Source organism: Caulobacter sp. GW821-FHT12D05 (genome assembly GCF_058807295.1).
The window spans coordinates 619,915-632,865 of the sequence record NZ_JBXAQO010000004.1 but is presented as its reverse complement, the minus strand read 5'-3'; the positions used below and the strand labels follow the sequence as shown (position 1 = coordinate 632,865).

At 69.6% G+C, this 12,951-nt stretch carries 13 protein-coding genes; 8 read left to right on the top strand and 5 right to left on the bottom strand.

Annotation, left to right across the window (positions count from 1 at the left end; translation table 11 throughout):
• Positions 1-124: 124 nt before the first annotated feature.
• Complete coding sequence (locus tag AC1RRR_RS21160) at positions 125-565, top strand: Rrf2 family transcriptional regulator (RefSeq protein WP_492815842.1); 441 nt, start codon at positions 125-127, stop codon at positions 563-565.
• Positions 566-668: 103 nt separating this feature from the next.
• Here AC1RRR_RS21160 and AC1RRR_RS21155 read toward each other — a convergent pair whose 3' ends face one another.
• The gene (locus AC1RRR_RS21155; protein ID WP_492815841.1) at positions 669-1,859 is read right to left on the bottom strand and encodes an MFS transporter; all 1,191 of its coding nucleotides are present in this window, start codon (positions 1,857-1,859) and stop codon (positions 669-671) included.
• Between the two features lie 286 nt (positions 1,860-2,145).
• Here AC1RRR_RS21155 and AC1RRR_RS21150 point away from each other — a divergent pair, with 286 nt between their 5' ends.
• The 3 genes from AC1RRR_RS21150 (at position 2,146) to rlmN (ending at position 5,027) form a co-directional block, all read left to right on the top strand.
• Positions 2,146-2,757, top strand: a complete 612-nt coding sequence (locus AC1RRR_RS21150; RefSeq protein WP_492815840.1) for a flavodoxin family protein — start codon at positions 2,146-2,148, stop codon at positions 2,755-2,757.
• 171 nt (positions 2,758-2,928) lie between these two features.
• Positions 2,929-3,729, top strand: a complete 801-nt coding sequence (locus AC1RRR_RS21145) for an SDR family NAD(P)-dependent oxidoreductase (protein ID WP_492815839.1) — start codon at positions 2,929-2,931, stop codon at positions 3,727-3,729.
• A gap of 83 nt (positions 3,730-3,812) precedes the next feature.
• On the top strand, positions 3,813-5,027 hold the full coding sequence (rlmN, locus tag AC1RRR_RS21140; RefSeq protein ID WP_492816583.1) for a dual-specificity RNA methyltransferase RlmN: 1,215 nt from the start codon (positions 3,813-3,815) through the stop codon (positions 5,025-5,027).
• On the opposite strand, the gene AC1RRR_RS21135 is transcribed toward rlmN, so the two are convergent.
• On the bottom strand, positions 5,024-5,353 hold the full coding sequence (locus AC1RRR_RS21135) for an ArsR/SmtB family transcription factor (RefSeq protein WP_492815838.1): 330 nt from the start codon (positions 5,351-5,353) through the stop codon (positions 5,024-5,026). The genes rlmN and AC1RRR_RS21135 overlap by 4 nt on opposite strands.
• A gap of 50 nt (positions 5,354-5,403) precedes the next feature.
• Between AC1RRR_RS21135 and AC1RRR_RS21130 the strand changes: the two genes are divergently transcribed.
• From AC1RRR_RS21130 to AC1RRR_RS21120, 3 genes are all read left to right on the top strand, one after another.
• The gene (locus AC1RRR_RS21130; protein WP_492815837.1) at positions 5,404-5,853 is read left to right on the top strand and encodes an SRPBCC domain-containing protein; all 450 of its coding nucleotides are present in this window, start codon (positions 5,404-5,406) and stop codon (positions 5,851-5,853) included.
• Between the two features lie 93 nt (positions 5,854-5,946).
• Positions 5,947-6,375 carry a DUF350 domain-containing protein gene (locus AC1RRR_RS21125; protein WP_492815836.1) on the top strand — a complete coding sequence of 143 codons (429 nt, stop codon included), beginning with the start codon at positions 5,947-5,949 and terminating at the stop codon, positions 6,373-6,375.
• Positions 6,376-6,400: 25 nt separating this feature from the next.
• Positions 6,401-7,234, top strand: coding sequence for a S1 family peptidase (locus AC1RRR_RS21120; RefSeq protein WP_492815835.1), 834 nt, complete (start codon positions 6,401-6,403; stop codon positions 7,232-7,234).
• 133 nt (positions 7,235-7,367) lie between these two features.
• On the opposite strand, the gene AC1RRR_RS21115 is transcribed toward AC1RRR_RS21120, so the two are convergent.
• Together AC1RRR_RS21115 and AC1RRR_RS21110 are read right to left on the bottom strand one after the other, a co-directional pair.
• A complete protein-coding gene (locus AC1RRR_RS21115) occupies positions 7,368-9,053 on the bottom strand; it encodes an AmpG family muropeptide MFS transporter (protein WP_492815834.1) in 1,686 nt (561 codons plus the stop codon).
• Between the two features lie 33 nt (positions 9,054-9,086).
• Complete coding sequence (locus AC1RRR_RS21110; protein WP_492815833.1) at positions 9,087-10,616, bottom strand: response regulator; 1,530 nt, start codon at positions 10,614-10,616, stop codon at positions 9,087-9,089.
• A gap of 213 nt (positions 10,617-10,829) precedes the next feature.
• Here AC1RRR_RS21110 and AC1RRR_RS21105 point away from each other — a divergent pair, with 213 nt between their 5' ends.
• The gene (locus AC1RRR_RS21105) at positions 10,830-11,402 is read left to right on the top strand and encodes a hypothetical protein (protein ID WP_492815832.1); all 573 of its coding nucleotides are present in this window, start codon (positions 10,830-10,832) and stop codon (positions 11,400-11,402) included.
• Here AC1RRR_RS21105 and AC1RRR_RS21100 read toward each other — a convergent pair.
• Entirely contained in the window at positions 11,399-12,928 is a 1,530-nt protein-coding gene (locus AC1RRR_RS21100; RefSeq protein ID WP_492815831.1) for a YifB family Mg chelatase-like AAA ATPase, read from the bottom strand. The genes AC1RRR_RS21105 and AC1RRR_RS21100 overlap by 4 nt on opposite strands.
• Positions 12,929-12,951: the final 23 nt, after the last annotated feature.

The following is a 12,951-nucleotide window of genomic DNA, read 5'->3' as shown; positions in this document are numbered from 1 at the left end:
CGCGACGGGTTCAATCATCACGCAGCGTCGCTTCCCATTCTTGAAGTAAGGAAGGGGGCGCGTTGCGAAGATGAAACAGTTTTCAGTTGAACGCGCGGGCGACAACCTTACGTTCCCAGGCGAGATGTCGGACAGTCAGAAATTTCCCGTAGCGGCGCACGCCCTGGCCTATCTGGCGCACAAGGAGGCCTTTTCGGCCGACCGCGCCGTGGCCAGCGCCGAGCTCGCCGCCTCGGTCCCGACCAATCCGGTCGTGGTCCGCCGCGTCACCGCCATGCTGGGCAAGGCGGGACTGATCGGCGCGCGCGCCGGCGCCAACGGTGGGGCATGGCTGCTGAAGCCCGCCGACACCATCACGCTGGATATCGTGCTGAAGGCCGTCAACGGCTGCGCGCATCTGGGTGTCGCGCCCAAAGGCGTGAAGGGTTGCCCGGTGGGGGAGAAGATCCCCGACGCGGTGCGCTCGGCGATCCAGGCCGCCGACCGGGCTGCTCATGAGCGCTTGGGGCAGATCACGGTGGCGGACCTGCTGAACGGCGCTCACGCGGCCGTCGAGGGCTGCTGAGAAACGAAAACATCGTCCTTCGACAGGCTCAGGATGAGGTTTTCGACTGAACGGCCTTAGCAGTAGTCCTCATCCTGAGCTTGTCGAAGGACGAGGGCGGCCCCTATTCCGCTGCCGCTAGCGCCAAGCGCTGCTGCTGGCGCGCATCGATCGCCGCGACGATCCAGATCACGAAGCCGCCCATCGCCAGGGCCACGCCGACCCAGCCGGTCGACGCCCAGCCGTAGCCGGCGGCGATGGCCAGGCCGCCCAGCCAGGGGCCCAGCGCATTGGCGGTGTTGAAGGCCGAGTGGTTCAGCGCCGCGGCCAGGGTCTGGGCGTCGCCGGCCACGTCCATCAGTCTCGTCTGCAGGACCGCGCCCAGCCCGCCGCCGCAGCCGATCAGGAACACCACCGGCATCAGGGTCCACAAGCTTCCAACCGCCAGCGGATACAGCGCCAGGGCGGCGGCGCTCCACAGCAGCACCGCGCCGATGGCCGGGATCAGGGCGCGATCGGCCGCCCAGGCGCAGACCAGGGTCCCGATCGTCATGCCGGCTCCGAACACCATCAGCACCACCGGCAGGGCGGCGGGCGAGGCGTGGGTCACGGCCAGCATGGTGTCGGCCAGGTAGGTGTAGACGCAGAACATGCCGCCAAAACCGATCGCGCCGATGCCCAGGGTCAGCCAGACCCGGCCATTGGCCAGGGCCGACAGCTCGCGCAGCGGGCTGGCGTCGGCGTCGGCCGGCACGCGCGGGGCGTACAGCCACACCGACAGGGCGGTCAGCGCGGCCAGCACGGCGACGATCACGAAGCCCCAGCGCCAGCCGATCCATTGGCCGACCACATTGGCCAGCGGCACGCCGACGATGGTCGCCACGGTCAGGCCGATCATCACCATGGCCACCGACTGGGCCCGCTTGTCCGGCGGGGAGACGCTGGCGGCGACCAGGGCCGCGACCCCGAAATAGGCCCCGTGCGGCAGGCCGCAGAAGAACCGCGAGATCAGCATGGTCTGAAAGTTCGGCGCGAGGGCCGACAGCAGGTGACCGACCGCGAACACCGCCATCAGCACCGTCAGGATCACCCGGCGCGGCAGCCGCGCGGCCCCCACGGCGATCACCGGCGCCCCGACCACCACGCCCAGGGCGTAGGCGCTGATCGCATGGCCGGCTGTCGGGGCGTCGACCCCCAGGTCCTTGGCGAAATAGGGCAGCAGGCTCATCGACGCGAACTCGGTCGTGCCGATCGCGAAGCCGCCCAGGGCCAGGGCGGCCAGGACTAAGCCGGGGTGGACGGTCTTGGTGGTCATGTCGGCGCCTCACACACGTGGCGCAACACGGACGCGACGCGGCCAATGGGGGAGGGCGGCGCGCCGGAGATCATGCTGCTGGCAGAAGTCCCTTCTGCATAAAGAAATGACAACGTTGTCGCAAGCGCCGTAGGCATTTCGTCGTTCGGTCAGAAGCGCCTTCAGCGCCGCTGAAACCGACCCACAGAAAAATTGCACCCGACCTTGTTGCTGATCCTCTAGCGGCGCTGTTCAGCGATCTTACGTAATCGCTACCGTTTCAGTTCCTAAAACGAGGGAAACCAAAATGACCACCGTCGCCATCGCCTACCACTCCGGCTACGGCCACACCGAAGTCCTGGCCCAGAAGGTCGCCGAGGGCGTCCGTGACGCCGGCCAGACCGCCGTGCTGCTGAAGATCGACAATGCCGCCCAGGACTTCGCGCCGCTGATCGAGCAGATCACCGCCGCCGACGCCGTCGTGTTCGGCGCCCCGACCTACATGGGCGACGTCTCGGGCGTGTTCAAAGTGTTCGCCGACGCCACCGCCAGCGCCTTCTTCACCGGCGCCTGGAAGGACAAGCTGGCCGCCGGCTTCACCAACTCGCACAGCTTCGCCGGCGACAAGGGTCACGCCCTGGAGAGCCTGACGATCCTGGCCGCCCAGCACGGCATGAACTGGATCAACCTGGGCATCGCCCCGCCGAACGTGACCGCCGCCGAGCGGGGCCCCGACACCCTGAACCGTGTCGGTTCGTTCCTGGGCGTCGCGGCCCAGTCGGACAACGCCTCGACCGAGATCACCCCGCCGGCCGGCGACCGCGAGACGGCCCGTCTGCTGGGCGAGCGCGTGGCTAAGGCCGCTGTCCGCTGGGCCGTCGGCGCCAACGCCGCCGCCGAGCTTGGCAAGGCCGCCTAAAACGAACTGCCCTGGGCCGCGCGGTTTTCCCTCCCCGCAGCGGCCTCGGAAGGGGCGCGCCCGACCCCATCGCGCGCCCCTTCCGCCCCCTTTCTTGAGGGCTTCTTGTACCGAAGCGCGGACCGTGCTCGTCTCCGGCGAAGTTTCGTCTTCTTCCGGATCGACTACGACATGGCCCGCCGTCTCGCCCTGATCACCGGCGCCTCCGCCGGCATCGGGGCCGCTTCCGCCCGCATCTACGCCAGCCACGGTTATGACGTGGCCCTGACCGCGCGCCGGGCCGACCGCCTCGAAGGCCTGGCCGCCGAGATCAAGCTGCGCTCGGGCGTCGAGGCTTATGCCATCCCCGCCGACCTGGCCGAGCCGACGGGCGTGGACACCGTGCTGGCCGCCATCGCCGAGCAGGGTCGGGTGGTCGACGCCCTGGTCAACAACGCCGGCTATGGCCTGCCGGGGACCTACGATTCCACGAGCTGGGCCGACCAGGCCAAGTTCCTGCAGCTGATGCTGACCAGCGTCTGCGAGATGACCCACAAGGTCCTGCCGGGCATGGTCGAGCGCAAGTTCGGCCGCATCGTCAACGTCGCCTCGCTGGCGGGCCTGGTCCCCGGCGCGGCCGGTCACACGCTGTACGCGGCGACTAAGGGCTTCCTCGTGAAGTTCTCCCAGAGCCTGCATCTGGAGAACTTGCAGAACGGCGTGCATGTCTCCGCCCTGTGTCCCGGCTTCACCTATTCGGAATTTCACGACGTCAACGGCACCCGCGCCCAGGTTACTCAGGGCGTGCCCGAATGGCTGTGGCTGGGCGCCGATGAGGTGGCCGCCGCCGGCTACGAGGCCGCCGAGGCCAACCGCTCGATCTGCGTCCCCGGCGCCCCCAACAAGACCATCGCGGCCATCGCCAAGATCGTGCCCGACGACTGGACCCTGGCCCTGATCGCCAACCAGGGCGGCAAGTTCCGCAAGGTGTGACAACGCGCCGAGGCGGTGTTTTTGGAAAACCGCCTCGGACCTGCTATATGTCCGCCTCGACCCCCGAGCATCCGGACACCCCCTTGAGCGTCACCCTCGACCTGTCGCGCGTCTCCACCGACGCCGCGCCCGCCACTCCCGTCACCAAACCCATGGTCAACCTCTCGGGCCTCACGCGCCCCCAGCTGGTCGCGGCCCTGGTCGAGAGCGGCGTGGTCGAGCACGGCAAGGCCAAGATGCGCGCCACCCAGATCTTCCGCTGGATGCACCATCGCGGCGTCACCGACTTCGCCCATATGAGCGACGTCGCCAAGGAGACCCGCGCCCGCCTGGCCGAGACCTTCACCATCGCCCGTCCCGAAATCGTCGAGCGCCAGGTGTCCAAGGACGGCACCCGCAAGTGGCTGATCCGCATGGCCCCGGGCATCGAGGTCGAGAGCGTCTACATCCCCGGCGTCGGTCGCGCCGGCGCCCTGTGCGTGTCCAGCCAGGTCGGCTGCACGCTGAACTGCAGCTTCTGCCACACCGGCACCCAGCCGCTGGTCCGCAACCTGACCGCGGCCGAGATCGTCGCCCAGGTCCAGGTGGCCAAGGACGACCTGGCCGAATGGCCGTCGGACAAGGAAGACCGCGTCCTGTCGAACATCGTGTTCATGGGCATGGGCGAGCCGCTGTACAATCTGGGTCAGGTGGCCGACGCCATCGAGATCATCAGCGACAACGAGGGCATCGGCATCTCGCGTCGCCGCATCACGGTCTCGACCTCGGGCGTGGTGCCGATGCTGGAGAAGCTGGGCAATACGACCCAGGCCATGCTGGCGATCAGCCTGCACGCCACCAACGACGCCCTGCGCGACGAGCTGGTGCCGCTGAACAAGAAGTACCCGATCGCCGAGCTGATGGCCGGCATCCGCGCCTATCCGGGCCTGTCCAACGCCCGCCGCGTGACCTTCGAGTACGTGATGCTGAAGGGCGTCAACGACAGCCCCGACGAGGCCCGCGCCCTGGTCAAGCTGATCAAGGGCATCCCGGCCAAGATCAACCTGATCCCGTTCAATCCGTGGCCCGGCAGCGACTACCTGTGCTCGGACTGGTCGACGATCGAGGCCTTCGCCGCGATCCTCAACAAGGCCGGCTACTCCTCGCCGATCCGCACCCCGCGCGGGCGGGATATCCTGGCCGCTTGCGGCCAGCTGAAGAGCGAGAGCGAGAAGGTCCGCGCCTCGGCGCTGCGCAAGCTGTCGCTGGCGGCGATGGCCGGCGTGCTGTCGGATGATGACGAGGACGAGGCGGCTTAAGCCTCTTCCTCCACCACCTTCTTCAGCCGGCTCAGCATTCCTGCCGCATAGGCCGCGTACGGGCCGATCCAACGTTCGTGGATGGCGTGCACCGGCAGGGCGTCCAGGTGGTTCCAGCGCTCGCGGCCGCGGCGTTCGGCGACGACCAGGCCGGCCTCTTCCAGCACGCCCAGATGCTGCATCACGGTGCAGCGATCCAGCTCGGCGAACCGCGCGCACAGCATGCCGGTCGTCAGCGGCTCGGCCTTCAGCAGATCCAGGATATGCCGCCGCACCCGGTGACCCAGGGCCTTGAAAATCAGGTCGGCTTCGCCCTCGCTTGACATGTTATAAGATTATAACACATGGTCGTCGCCAGCAAGGATGGAGATGTCCCATGGCGCACGAATTCACCGTCAGCGGCCGGATCGGTAAGCCCGTATCCGAGGTTTTCGAGGCCGTCGCCGACCCCAAGAAGCTGTCCGGCTATTTCACCACCGGCGGGGCGCAAGGGCGGCTTGAGACCGGCGCAACCGTCACCTGGGACTTCCATGACTTTCCGGGCGCCTTCCCGGTCGAGGTGGTCGAGGTCGTGCAGAACGAGAAGATCGTCCTGCGCTGGGGCTCGGCCGAGCCGAACGCGACCTACAACACCGAGGTGACCATGACCTTCGCCGACACCGGCGACGGCCGCACCCTGGTGAAGATCCATGAGGCCGGCTGGAGCGACTCGGCGGCGGGCGAGAAGGCCGCCTTCGGCAATTGCGAGGGCTGGACCGGCATGCTGTGCGCCATGAAGGTCTTCGTCGAGCACGGCCTGAACCTGCGGGAAGGCTTCTACAAGTAGGCCTCGGCTCCCCTGACGCGGGCGCCCCCTACGCAAGACTCGGTGACCCGTGTTAGTCAGGTCGCCGAACAATTCCCAGGGTAGTCCGCGTCCATGCCGTCCCAACTTCAGTCGCCCGAGGTCCAGGCCTTCGCCACCGGCTTCCCGGTCACCCTGCTGCACGCCAGCGTGACCCTGGTCATGCTGATCCTGGGCACGACGCTGTACGCCCTGCTGACCCCGCACAAGGAAATCGCCCTGATCCGCGAGGGCAATTCGGCCGCCGCCCTGTCGCTGGGTGGGGTGATGGTCGGCCTGTCCATCCCGCTGGCCATCTCGCTGACCGCCTCGACCTCGGTGATCGAGATCGGCATCTGGGGCGCGGCGACCATCGCCGTGCAGCTGCTGGTCTTCCGCGTCACCGACATGGTGCTGAAGGGCCTGCCCGAGCGCATCCAGGATGGCGAGATCTCGGCCGCGGTCCTGCTGGTCGGCGCCAAGCTGGCTACCGCCCTGGTCCTCGCCGCCGCCGTGGCCGGCTGAGCCGACACGGTCGGGGGCTCAAGCAGTGCATTTCCCCAAGCTTCCCGATTGGCTGGTCTACGCCGCGGCGGTCAGCGCCCTGGTGATCGTCGCCGTCGGCCGCCAGGAGCGTTCCGACGCCCCGCCGCCGCCGCCGCCGGTGCCGGGCGAGGAGGGGCTGCCGCTGGGGCCGTCCTCGCCGTTCGACCCGTCGATCGTCGTCCAGGTGCCCGATCGCCCCGAGCCCGGCTCGGGCACCGCCTTCTCGGTCGGTGACGACGGGACCTGGCTGACCGCGCGCCACGTGGTCGATGGCTGCAAGTCCGCCGCGATCGTCGTCGCGGATGGCCGTGGCGTGGCGGCCAAGATCCATGTCGACCCCAAGGCCGACGCCGCGATCCTGACCACCGAAGGCGGGGCGCCGTCGGTGCCGCTGGGCCTGGACATCCCGCTTCGCCGGGGCGCGCGCGCCTATCATCCGGGTTTCCCGCAAGGCCATCCGGGAGAGGCCGCCTCGCGCCTCTTGGGCCGCGAGAACCTGGTCGTCCATGGCCGCGGGGCCCGCACCGAGCCGGTGCTGGTCTGGGCCGAGGTCGGCCGCACCGACACCCTGAAGGGCACGCTGTCGGGCCTGTCGGGCGCGCCGGCCCTGGACGCCGCCGGCCGGGTGATCGGCGTCACGGTCGCCGAGGCTCCGCGCCGCGGCCGCATCTACACGACCGCCCCCGAGACCCTGAAGACCCTGCTGGGCCCACACCGCCGGCCCTCGCCGTCGGAGTTCGCGCCCAGCGAGCCGATCACCACCGAGAACTACGGCCGTGTGGCGGATGGGTTGCGGCGGGATCTGCGGGTGGCGCAGGTGGTTTGCTTGGCGGTTTAGGCGGAGCCAAGAAGATCCTCCCCCTAGCGGGGGAGGTGGCGCGAAGCGCCGGAGGGGGAACTTGTCCTGGCTCCGGCCTCTTCCCTCTCCGTCGTCGCTGCGCGCCGACACCTCTCCCTTGGGGAGAGGGTCTTTAAGCGTTCGCCGCCGCCTCGACCTTCCCCTGCCGCGCCGCCACCGCGAACGACAGCACGATCGCCACCACGCCGATCAGGGCGGTGTAGATGAAGAAGGTCGTGTAGCCCGCCGCCATGGCCTGGGCGCTGACGCCCAGCTTGGCGCCGGCGGCGGTGAAGCTTTCGGGCGGCAGGCGGGTGAAGAGACCTTTCAGCAGGCCGATCGGCCCGCCGTGTTCGGCGGCCTGCGCGGACGCCTCGACAATGCGGCCCGATTGCGAGGCGATCAGCTTGCCGGGCAGGGCGTACAGCGACGAAAACAGTGCGTACTGCGTGGCCGTGAAGCCCGCCGAGGTCAGGCTGGACATGTAGGCGATCAGGGCGGTGCCGGCGATGCCGCCGGCGATGTTGTCCAGGCAGATCGAGGTGAACAGCATCGGGATGCTGTGGCCGCTCATGGCCAGCAGGGCGAACATCAGGTTGCTGATCGGCTGGGCGAAGGCGCCGATCACCAGCGCCTTCATCAGGCCCAGACGCGAGACCACGACGCCGCCTAGGAACACCCCGATCATCGAGGCGATGATGCCGAACACCTTGCGGATCTCGGCGATCTCGGTGAGCGAGAAGCCCATGTCCCGGTAGAACGGGTTCATGATGTTCAGCACGAAGTCCGAGACGCGGTAGACGCAGATCGCCGCCAGGATCAGGCCGGCCACGCCGTGGAAGCGGGTCAGGAATTCGCCCAGCGGCTCGCCGAACGCCTTGGACATGTAGACGCCCGGCTTGGTGCGGACCTTGGGGATCGGCCAGGCGGCGACGACCACGATGGCCAGGCCGGCGATCACGCCCAGCAGCTGCAGCCAGACGCCGTTGGGCTTGGCGGTCCAGGCGTCGGCCAGGGCTTCGCCGCCGACCAGCTTGGAGAGCAACGACGCGTCGCCCGACAGGCCCGAGCCCAGCACCAGGGCGCCCAGCACCAGCACGGCCAGACGGGTCAGCCATTCGAGGATCTCCAGCGCCTTGGGCTGGTTGACGTCGTCGGTCGGGATCGGGCGGATCGTGTGCTCGGCCTCGCGCGGGGCCCACAGGGTGGCCAGCACGCCGATGCCGACGACCGCGCCCATCACGGCGTACGAGAAGTTCCAGCCGAAGCGCTCGGCCAGCAGCAGCGGGCCGGCGCCGGCCGCGATCATGGCGACGCGATAGCCCCACTGATAGGCCACGACCATCGGGCCTTGGTCTTCCTTGTCGGCCACCTCGATGCGCCAGGCGTCCAGGACGATATCGTGCGAGGCGGTGGCGAAGCCGACGGCGACGGCGGCGGCGGCCAAGACGCCGAGCTGGTTCACCGGGTTCATGGTCGAGATCGCCCACAGGCCCAGGATCATGGCGATCTGGAACACCAGCAGCCAGGCGCGGCGATGGCCCAACAGGTTGTGCAGCACCGGCACGCGGGTGCGGTCGATCAGCGGCGCCCACAGGAACTTGAACGAGAACGACAGGGTGGCCAGGCTGAAGAAGCCGATCACCGCCAGCGACAGGCCGGCATCCCGCAGCCACAGCGACAGGGTGTCGAAGATCAGCATGAACGGCAGGCCGGACGCGAAACCCAGGCCCAGCATCACCAGGCTGCGGCGCTCCAGGAAGAAGGCCAGGGTCTGGAGAAGGGTCTTCTTCTCCTGCGGCTTGGCAGTGTCGGTCATCTGGCGATCCCCCTGCGGGGATCGCCCCGCCCTTTAGCCGGCGACCTTGGCTCGCGTCGCGGTTTTCGTCCAGCCGCTGGACGCGCCCCCGGTGGTCCAGCGCTTGAGGGCGTCGCGTAGGGCCTCTTGCGTGAGGGGCTTTACGAGGAAGTCGTCCATGCCGGCGGCCAGGCAGGCGCGCTTGTCCTCGTCGAAGGCGTCGGCGGTCAGGGCGGCGATCGGGGCGGCGACGCCTTTGGCGCGCAGCGCCTTGGCGGCCTGGACGCCCGACAGGCCGGGCATGCGCAGGTCCATCAGGATCAGGTCATAGGCCCCCGCGACGGCGGCGGCCACGGCCTGCTCGCCGTCGGCGACACGGTCGACCTTGCAGCCTTCGCGTTCCAGCAGGGTGCGGGCCAGGAGGGCGTTGATCGGATTGTCCTCGGCCAGCAGCACCCGCACGCCCTGGGCCACGGCTCCTGCGATGCGGTCGTCGTGGATCGGGGCTTCGGTCTGGGCGGTCTCGGTCTCGCCGGCCCGCAACACCTGCTCGACCAGCGAGGCGGCGCGCAGCGGCTTGATCAGATAGCCCGAGAAGCCGGCGTCCTTCAGGCGATCGATGCGATCGCGCTGCTCAGGCGTGAGCAGCACCACGGCCTTGCGGCCGGCCGGCGGCTTGAACGCGCCGCGCGGGGCGGCCAGGGCGGCGTCGATCAACAGCACGGCGTCGGCCGGCGCGCCCGACAGGGCCGAGGCCACGTCGACGGCGGCGAAGGCGCGGCCGCCGGCGGCCTCGATCTGGCGCACGGTGGCGGCGCGGACGATGGCGTTGGGCGAGGCGATGGCGACGCTGCGGCCTTCCAAGGGCGTGGCGCGGGTCGCGGGCGCGGCGATCTCGAACGGCGCCTCGAACCAGAACTCGGCGCCTTGGCCCAGTTCGCCGCCGACCCCGACCTCGCCGTCCATGGCGTTGGCCAGGCGGGCGACGATGGCCAACCCTAAGCCCGCGCCGCCCAGCTGGGTGGCGTGGGTGATGTCGGTCTGGACGAAGGCTTCGAAGATCCGTTGGCGGGCCTCCGGCGCGACGCCCGGTCCGGTGTCGGCCACCGAGAAGCGGATGCGGCCATCCGTCGTGGCGGTGGCGGTCAGCAGCACGCCGCCGGCCTCGGTGAACTTCACGGCGTTGCCGGCGAAGTTCAGCAGGATCTGGCGCAGACGGCCTTCGTCGGCCTGGATGGTCGGCAGGGCGGTCGGCACGGCCCAGGCGATCTCGACGCCCTTCTCGTGGGCGCGCGGGCTCATCAGCTCGGCGACCTGGCGCAGCAGACCCTCGATATCGACCGGGGCCAGCGAGAGCTCGATCGAGGCCGCGCCCAGGCGGGCGAAGTGCAGCACGTCATTGACCAGCGACAGCAGGTGGTCGCCGCTCTCGCGCAGGGCGGTGACATAGGACCGCTGCTCGGCCGTCAGCTTGGTGTTTTCCAGCAGGCGCGCCATGCCCAGCACGCCGTTCAGCGGGGTGCGGAACTCGTGGCTCAGGGTGGCCAGCTGCTCGGGCGTGACGCCGGGTTTCTTGTCGCTCATGGCCGACGATCTTACCCGCCGCGGCTTAACACCCGGTCAAACTCACGAGGGGCGCCGGAACCCGTATCGAGCGGCGCCGTTGTGCGTGGACAAGCTCGAACAGGGAAGCTCACGCCATGCGATCGATCCTTCTGATGCTCCTCGGAGTGCCGCTGCCGATCATCCTGCTGCTCGCCTTCTGCACCCACCATTTCTGAGAAAAGGGGACGTCCTATGGCTCTCTCCCCTGATCTCGTCGCCATCGACATCGGCGAAGAAAACCAGTCGGCCGTCAGCTGGGACGCGGTCCTGGCCGGCGCCGTCGCCACGATCGCCTTGCTGTTCGTGCTGCTGTCGCTGGGCGCGGGCTTTGGCCTGAAGCTGTCGCCCCGCTGGCCGGCGGGCCTGACGGCCAGCGACTTCACCCCGACCTTGGGCGCGGCCTTCATCGCCTGCCAGGTCGTGGCCAGCATGCTGGGCGGCTATGTCGCCGGGCGGATGCGCACCAAGTGGCTGAACGTCCACGACCACGAAGTCCATTTCCGCGACACCGCCCACGGCCTGCTGGCCTGGGCCGCCAGCGTGGTGGGCCTGCTGGTGCTGGGCGCTCTGGCCGCGCCGGCTGCGCCAACCCCCGTGGGTGAGCTCTCGCCCGCCGAAGTCGTGCGTGCGGGCCAGATCGGCGCGCAGCTGTCGCTGTTCCTGGGCATCGGCGCCCTGACCAGCGCCTTCGCCGCCAGCGTCGCCGCCGCCATCGGCGGGATGCGTCGCGACGACATGCACAAGCTGCACCGCACGCGGGCCTAGGCCGGCACGCCTTCGCCGGGCGTATGGGTTCGCCGATACGCCAGGGCCTCGGCGACGTGGACGCGCTGGACACGTTCGGCGCCCTCCAGGTCGGCGATGGTGCGGGCCAGGCGCAGGGTGCGGGTCCAGCCCCGCGCGCTGATCCGGCCGGCTTCCGCAGCCTGGGCCAGAAGCGCGCGGGCGCGATCGTCCAGGGCGGTGATCTTCTCCAGGAAGGCGCCTTCGGCCCGGCCGTTCAGGCTGTCATCCACGCCCAACTCTTCCGCCCGCGCCTGCTGCAGCGTCCTCGCTCGCGCCACCCGCGCGGCGACCTCGGCCGAGCCCTCCTGCGGCGGCGGCAAGGAGAGATCGGCGGCGGTGACGGCGGGCATGTCGACGGCCAGGTCAATGCGGTCCAGCATCGGACCCGACACCCGGCCCTGATAGTCCAGCTGGCACCTCGGCGCCTTGCCGCACGCCCCGCGCCCGGCCCCGCCATGACCGCAGCGGCAGGGGTTCATGGCGGCGACCAGCTGCACCCGAGCCGGATAACGGATGTGGAAGTTGGCGCGAGCCACCATCACCTCGCCGGTTTCCAGCGGCGCGCGCAGGCTGTCCAAGGCCTGGCGGCCGAACTCGGGCAGTTCATCGAGGAACAGCACGCCATTGTGGGCCAACGACACCTCGCCGGGCTTGGCCTTCAGCCCGCCGCCGGTGAGCGCAGCCATCGAGGCGCTGTGGTGCGGGGCGCGGTAGGGCCGGGCGCGGGTCAGGGCGCCTCGCGCAATGAGCCCCGCCACCGAATGGACCATCGAGGTCTCCAGCAGCTCGGCCGACGTCAACGGCGGCAACAGACCCGGCAGGCGCTGGGCCAACATCGACTTGCCCGAGCCCGGCGGGCCGACGAACAGCAGGTTGTGGCCGCCGGCCGCGGCGATCTCCAGGGCGCGCTTGGCGTGCTCCTGGCCCTTGACGTCGCGCAGGTCTTTGGCCGCCTCGCCCTCGACGATAGGCCCGGGCGCCGGGGCCGACAGGATCTGGGCGCCCCGGAAGTGGTTGATCAGCGAGACCAGCGAGCGCGGCGCCAGGATCCGCGTGTCGCCGGCCCAGGCCGCCTCGGGACCGGAGGCCTCCGGACAGATCAAGCCCAGGCCCATGGCTCCAGCGGCCATCGCCGCCGGCAGCGCGCCAGCGACCGGCATGATGCGGCCGTCCAGAGAGAGCTCGCCGATCGCCGCCCAGCCGTCCAGCGCATCCATCGGAATGACGCCCAGCGCCGCCATCACCGCCAGGGCGATCGGCAGGTCGAAATGGGCGCCTTCCTTGGGCAGATCCGCCGGCGCCAGATTGGCGACGATGCGCTTGCCGGGGAGCGAGAGGCCGAGCCCGGCGAAGGCGCCGCGAACGCGTTCACGACTCTCGGCCACCGCCTTGTCCGCGAGGCCGACAATGACGAACACCTGGGCGCCCGTGGTCAGCTGAACCTCGACGTCGACACGCCGAGCCTCGACACCCTCGAACGCAACGGTGACCACGCTGGCGGCCATCGCAAACCCTCATGGACAATGAA

What these genes read in the sequence shown, in the direction of transcription:
- AC1RRR_RS21100 (WP_492815831.1), bottom strand. Translation starts at nt 12,928, where the DNA reads ATGGCCGCCAGCGTGGTCACCGTTGCGTTCGAGGGTGTCGAGGCTCGG.
- AC1RRR_RS21110 (WP_492815833.1), bottom strand. Translation starts at nt 10,616, where the DNA reads ATGAGCGACAAGAAACCCGGCGTCACGCCCGAGCAGCTGGCCACCCTG.
- AC1RRR_RS21150 (WP_492815840.1), top strand. Translation starts at nt 2,146, where the DNA reads ATGACCACCGTCGCCATCGCCTACCACTCCGGCTACGGCCACACCGAA.
- AC1RRR_RS21135 (WP_492815838.1), bottom strand. Translation starts at nt 5,353, where the DNA reads ATGTCAAGCGAGGGCGAAGCCGACCTGATTTTCAAGGCCCTGGGTCAC.
- AC1RRR_RS21160 (WP_492815842.1), top strand. Translation starts at nt 125, where the DNA reads ATGTCGGACAGTCAGAAATTTCCCGTAGCGGCGCACGCCCTGGCCTAT.
- AC1RRR_RS21115 (WP_492815834.1), bottom strand. Translation starts at nt 9,053, where the DNA reads ATGACCGACACTGCCAAGCCGCAGGAGAAGAAGACCCTTCTCCAGACC.
- AC1RRR_RS21125 (WP_492815836.1), top strand. Translation starts at nt 5,947, where the DNA reads ATGCCGTCCCAACTTCAGTCGCCCGAGGTCCAGGCCTTCGCCACCGGC.
- AC1RRR_RS21105 (WP_492815832.1), top strand. Translation starts at nt 10,830, where the DNA reads ATGGCTCTCTCCCCTGATCTCGTCGCCATCGACATCGGCGAAGAAAAC.
- AC1RRR_RS21130 (WP_492815837.1), top strand. Translation starts at nt 5,404, where the DNA reads ATGGCGCACGAATTCACCGTCAGCGGCCGGATCGGTAAGCCCGTATCC.
- AC1RRR_RS21145 (WP_492815839.1), top strand. Translation starts at nt 2,929, where the DNA reads ATGGCCCGCCGTCTCGCCCTGATCACCGGCGCCTCCGCCGGCATCGGG.
- AC1RRR_RS21155 (WP_492815841.1), bottom strand. Translation starts at nt 1,859, where the DNA reads ATGACCACCAAGACCGTCCACCCCGGCTTAGTCCTGGCCGCCCTGGCC.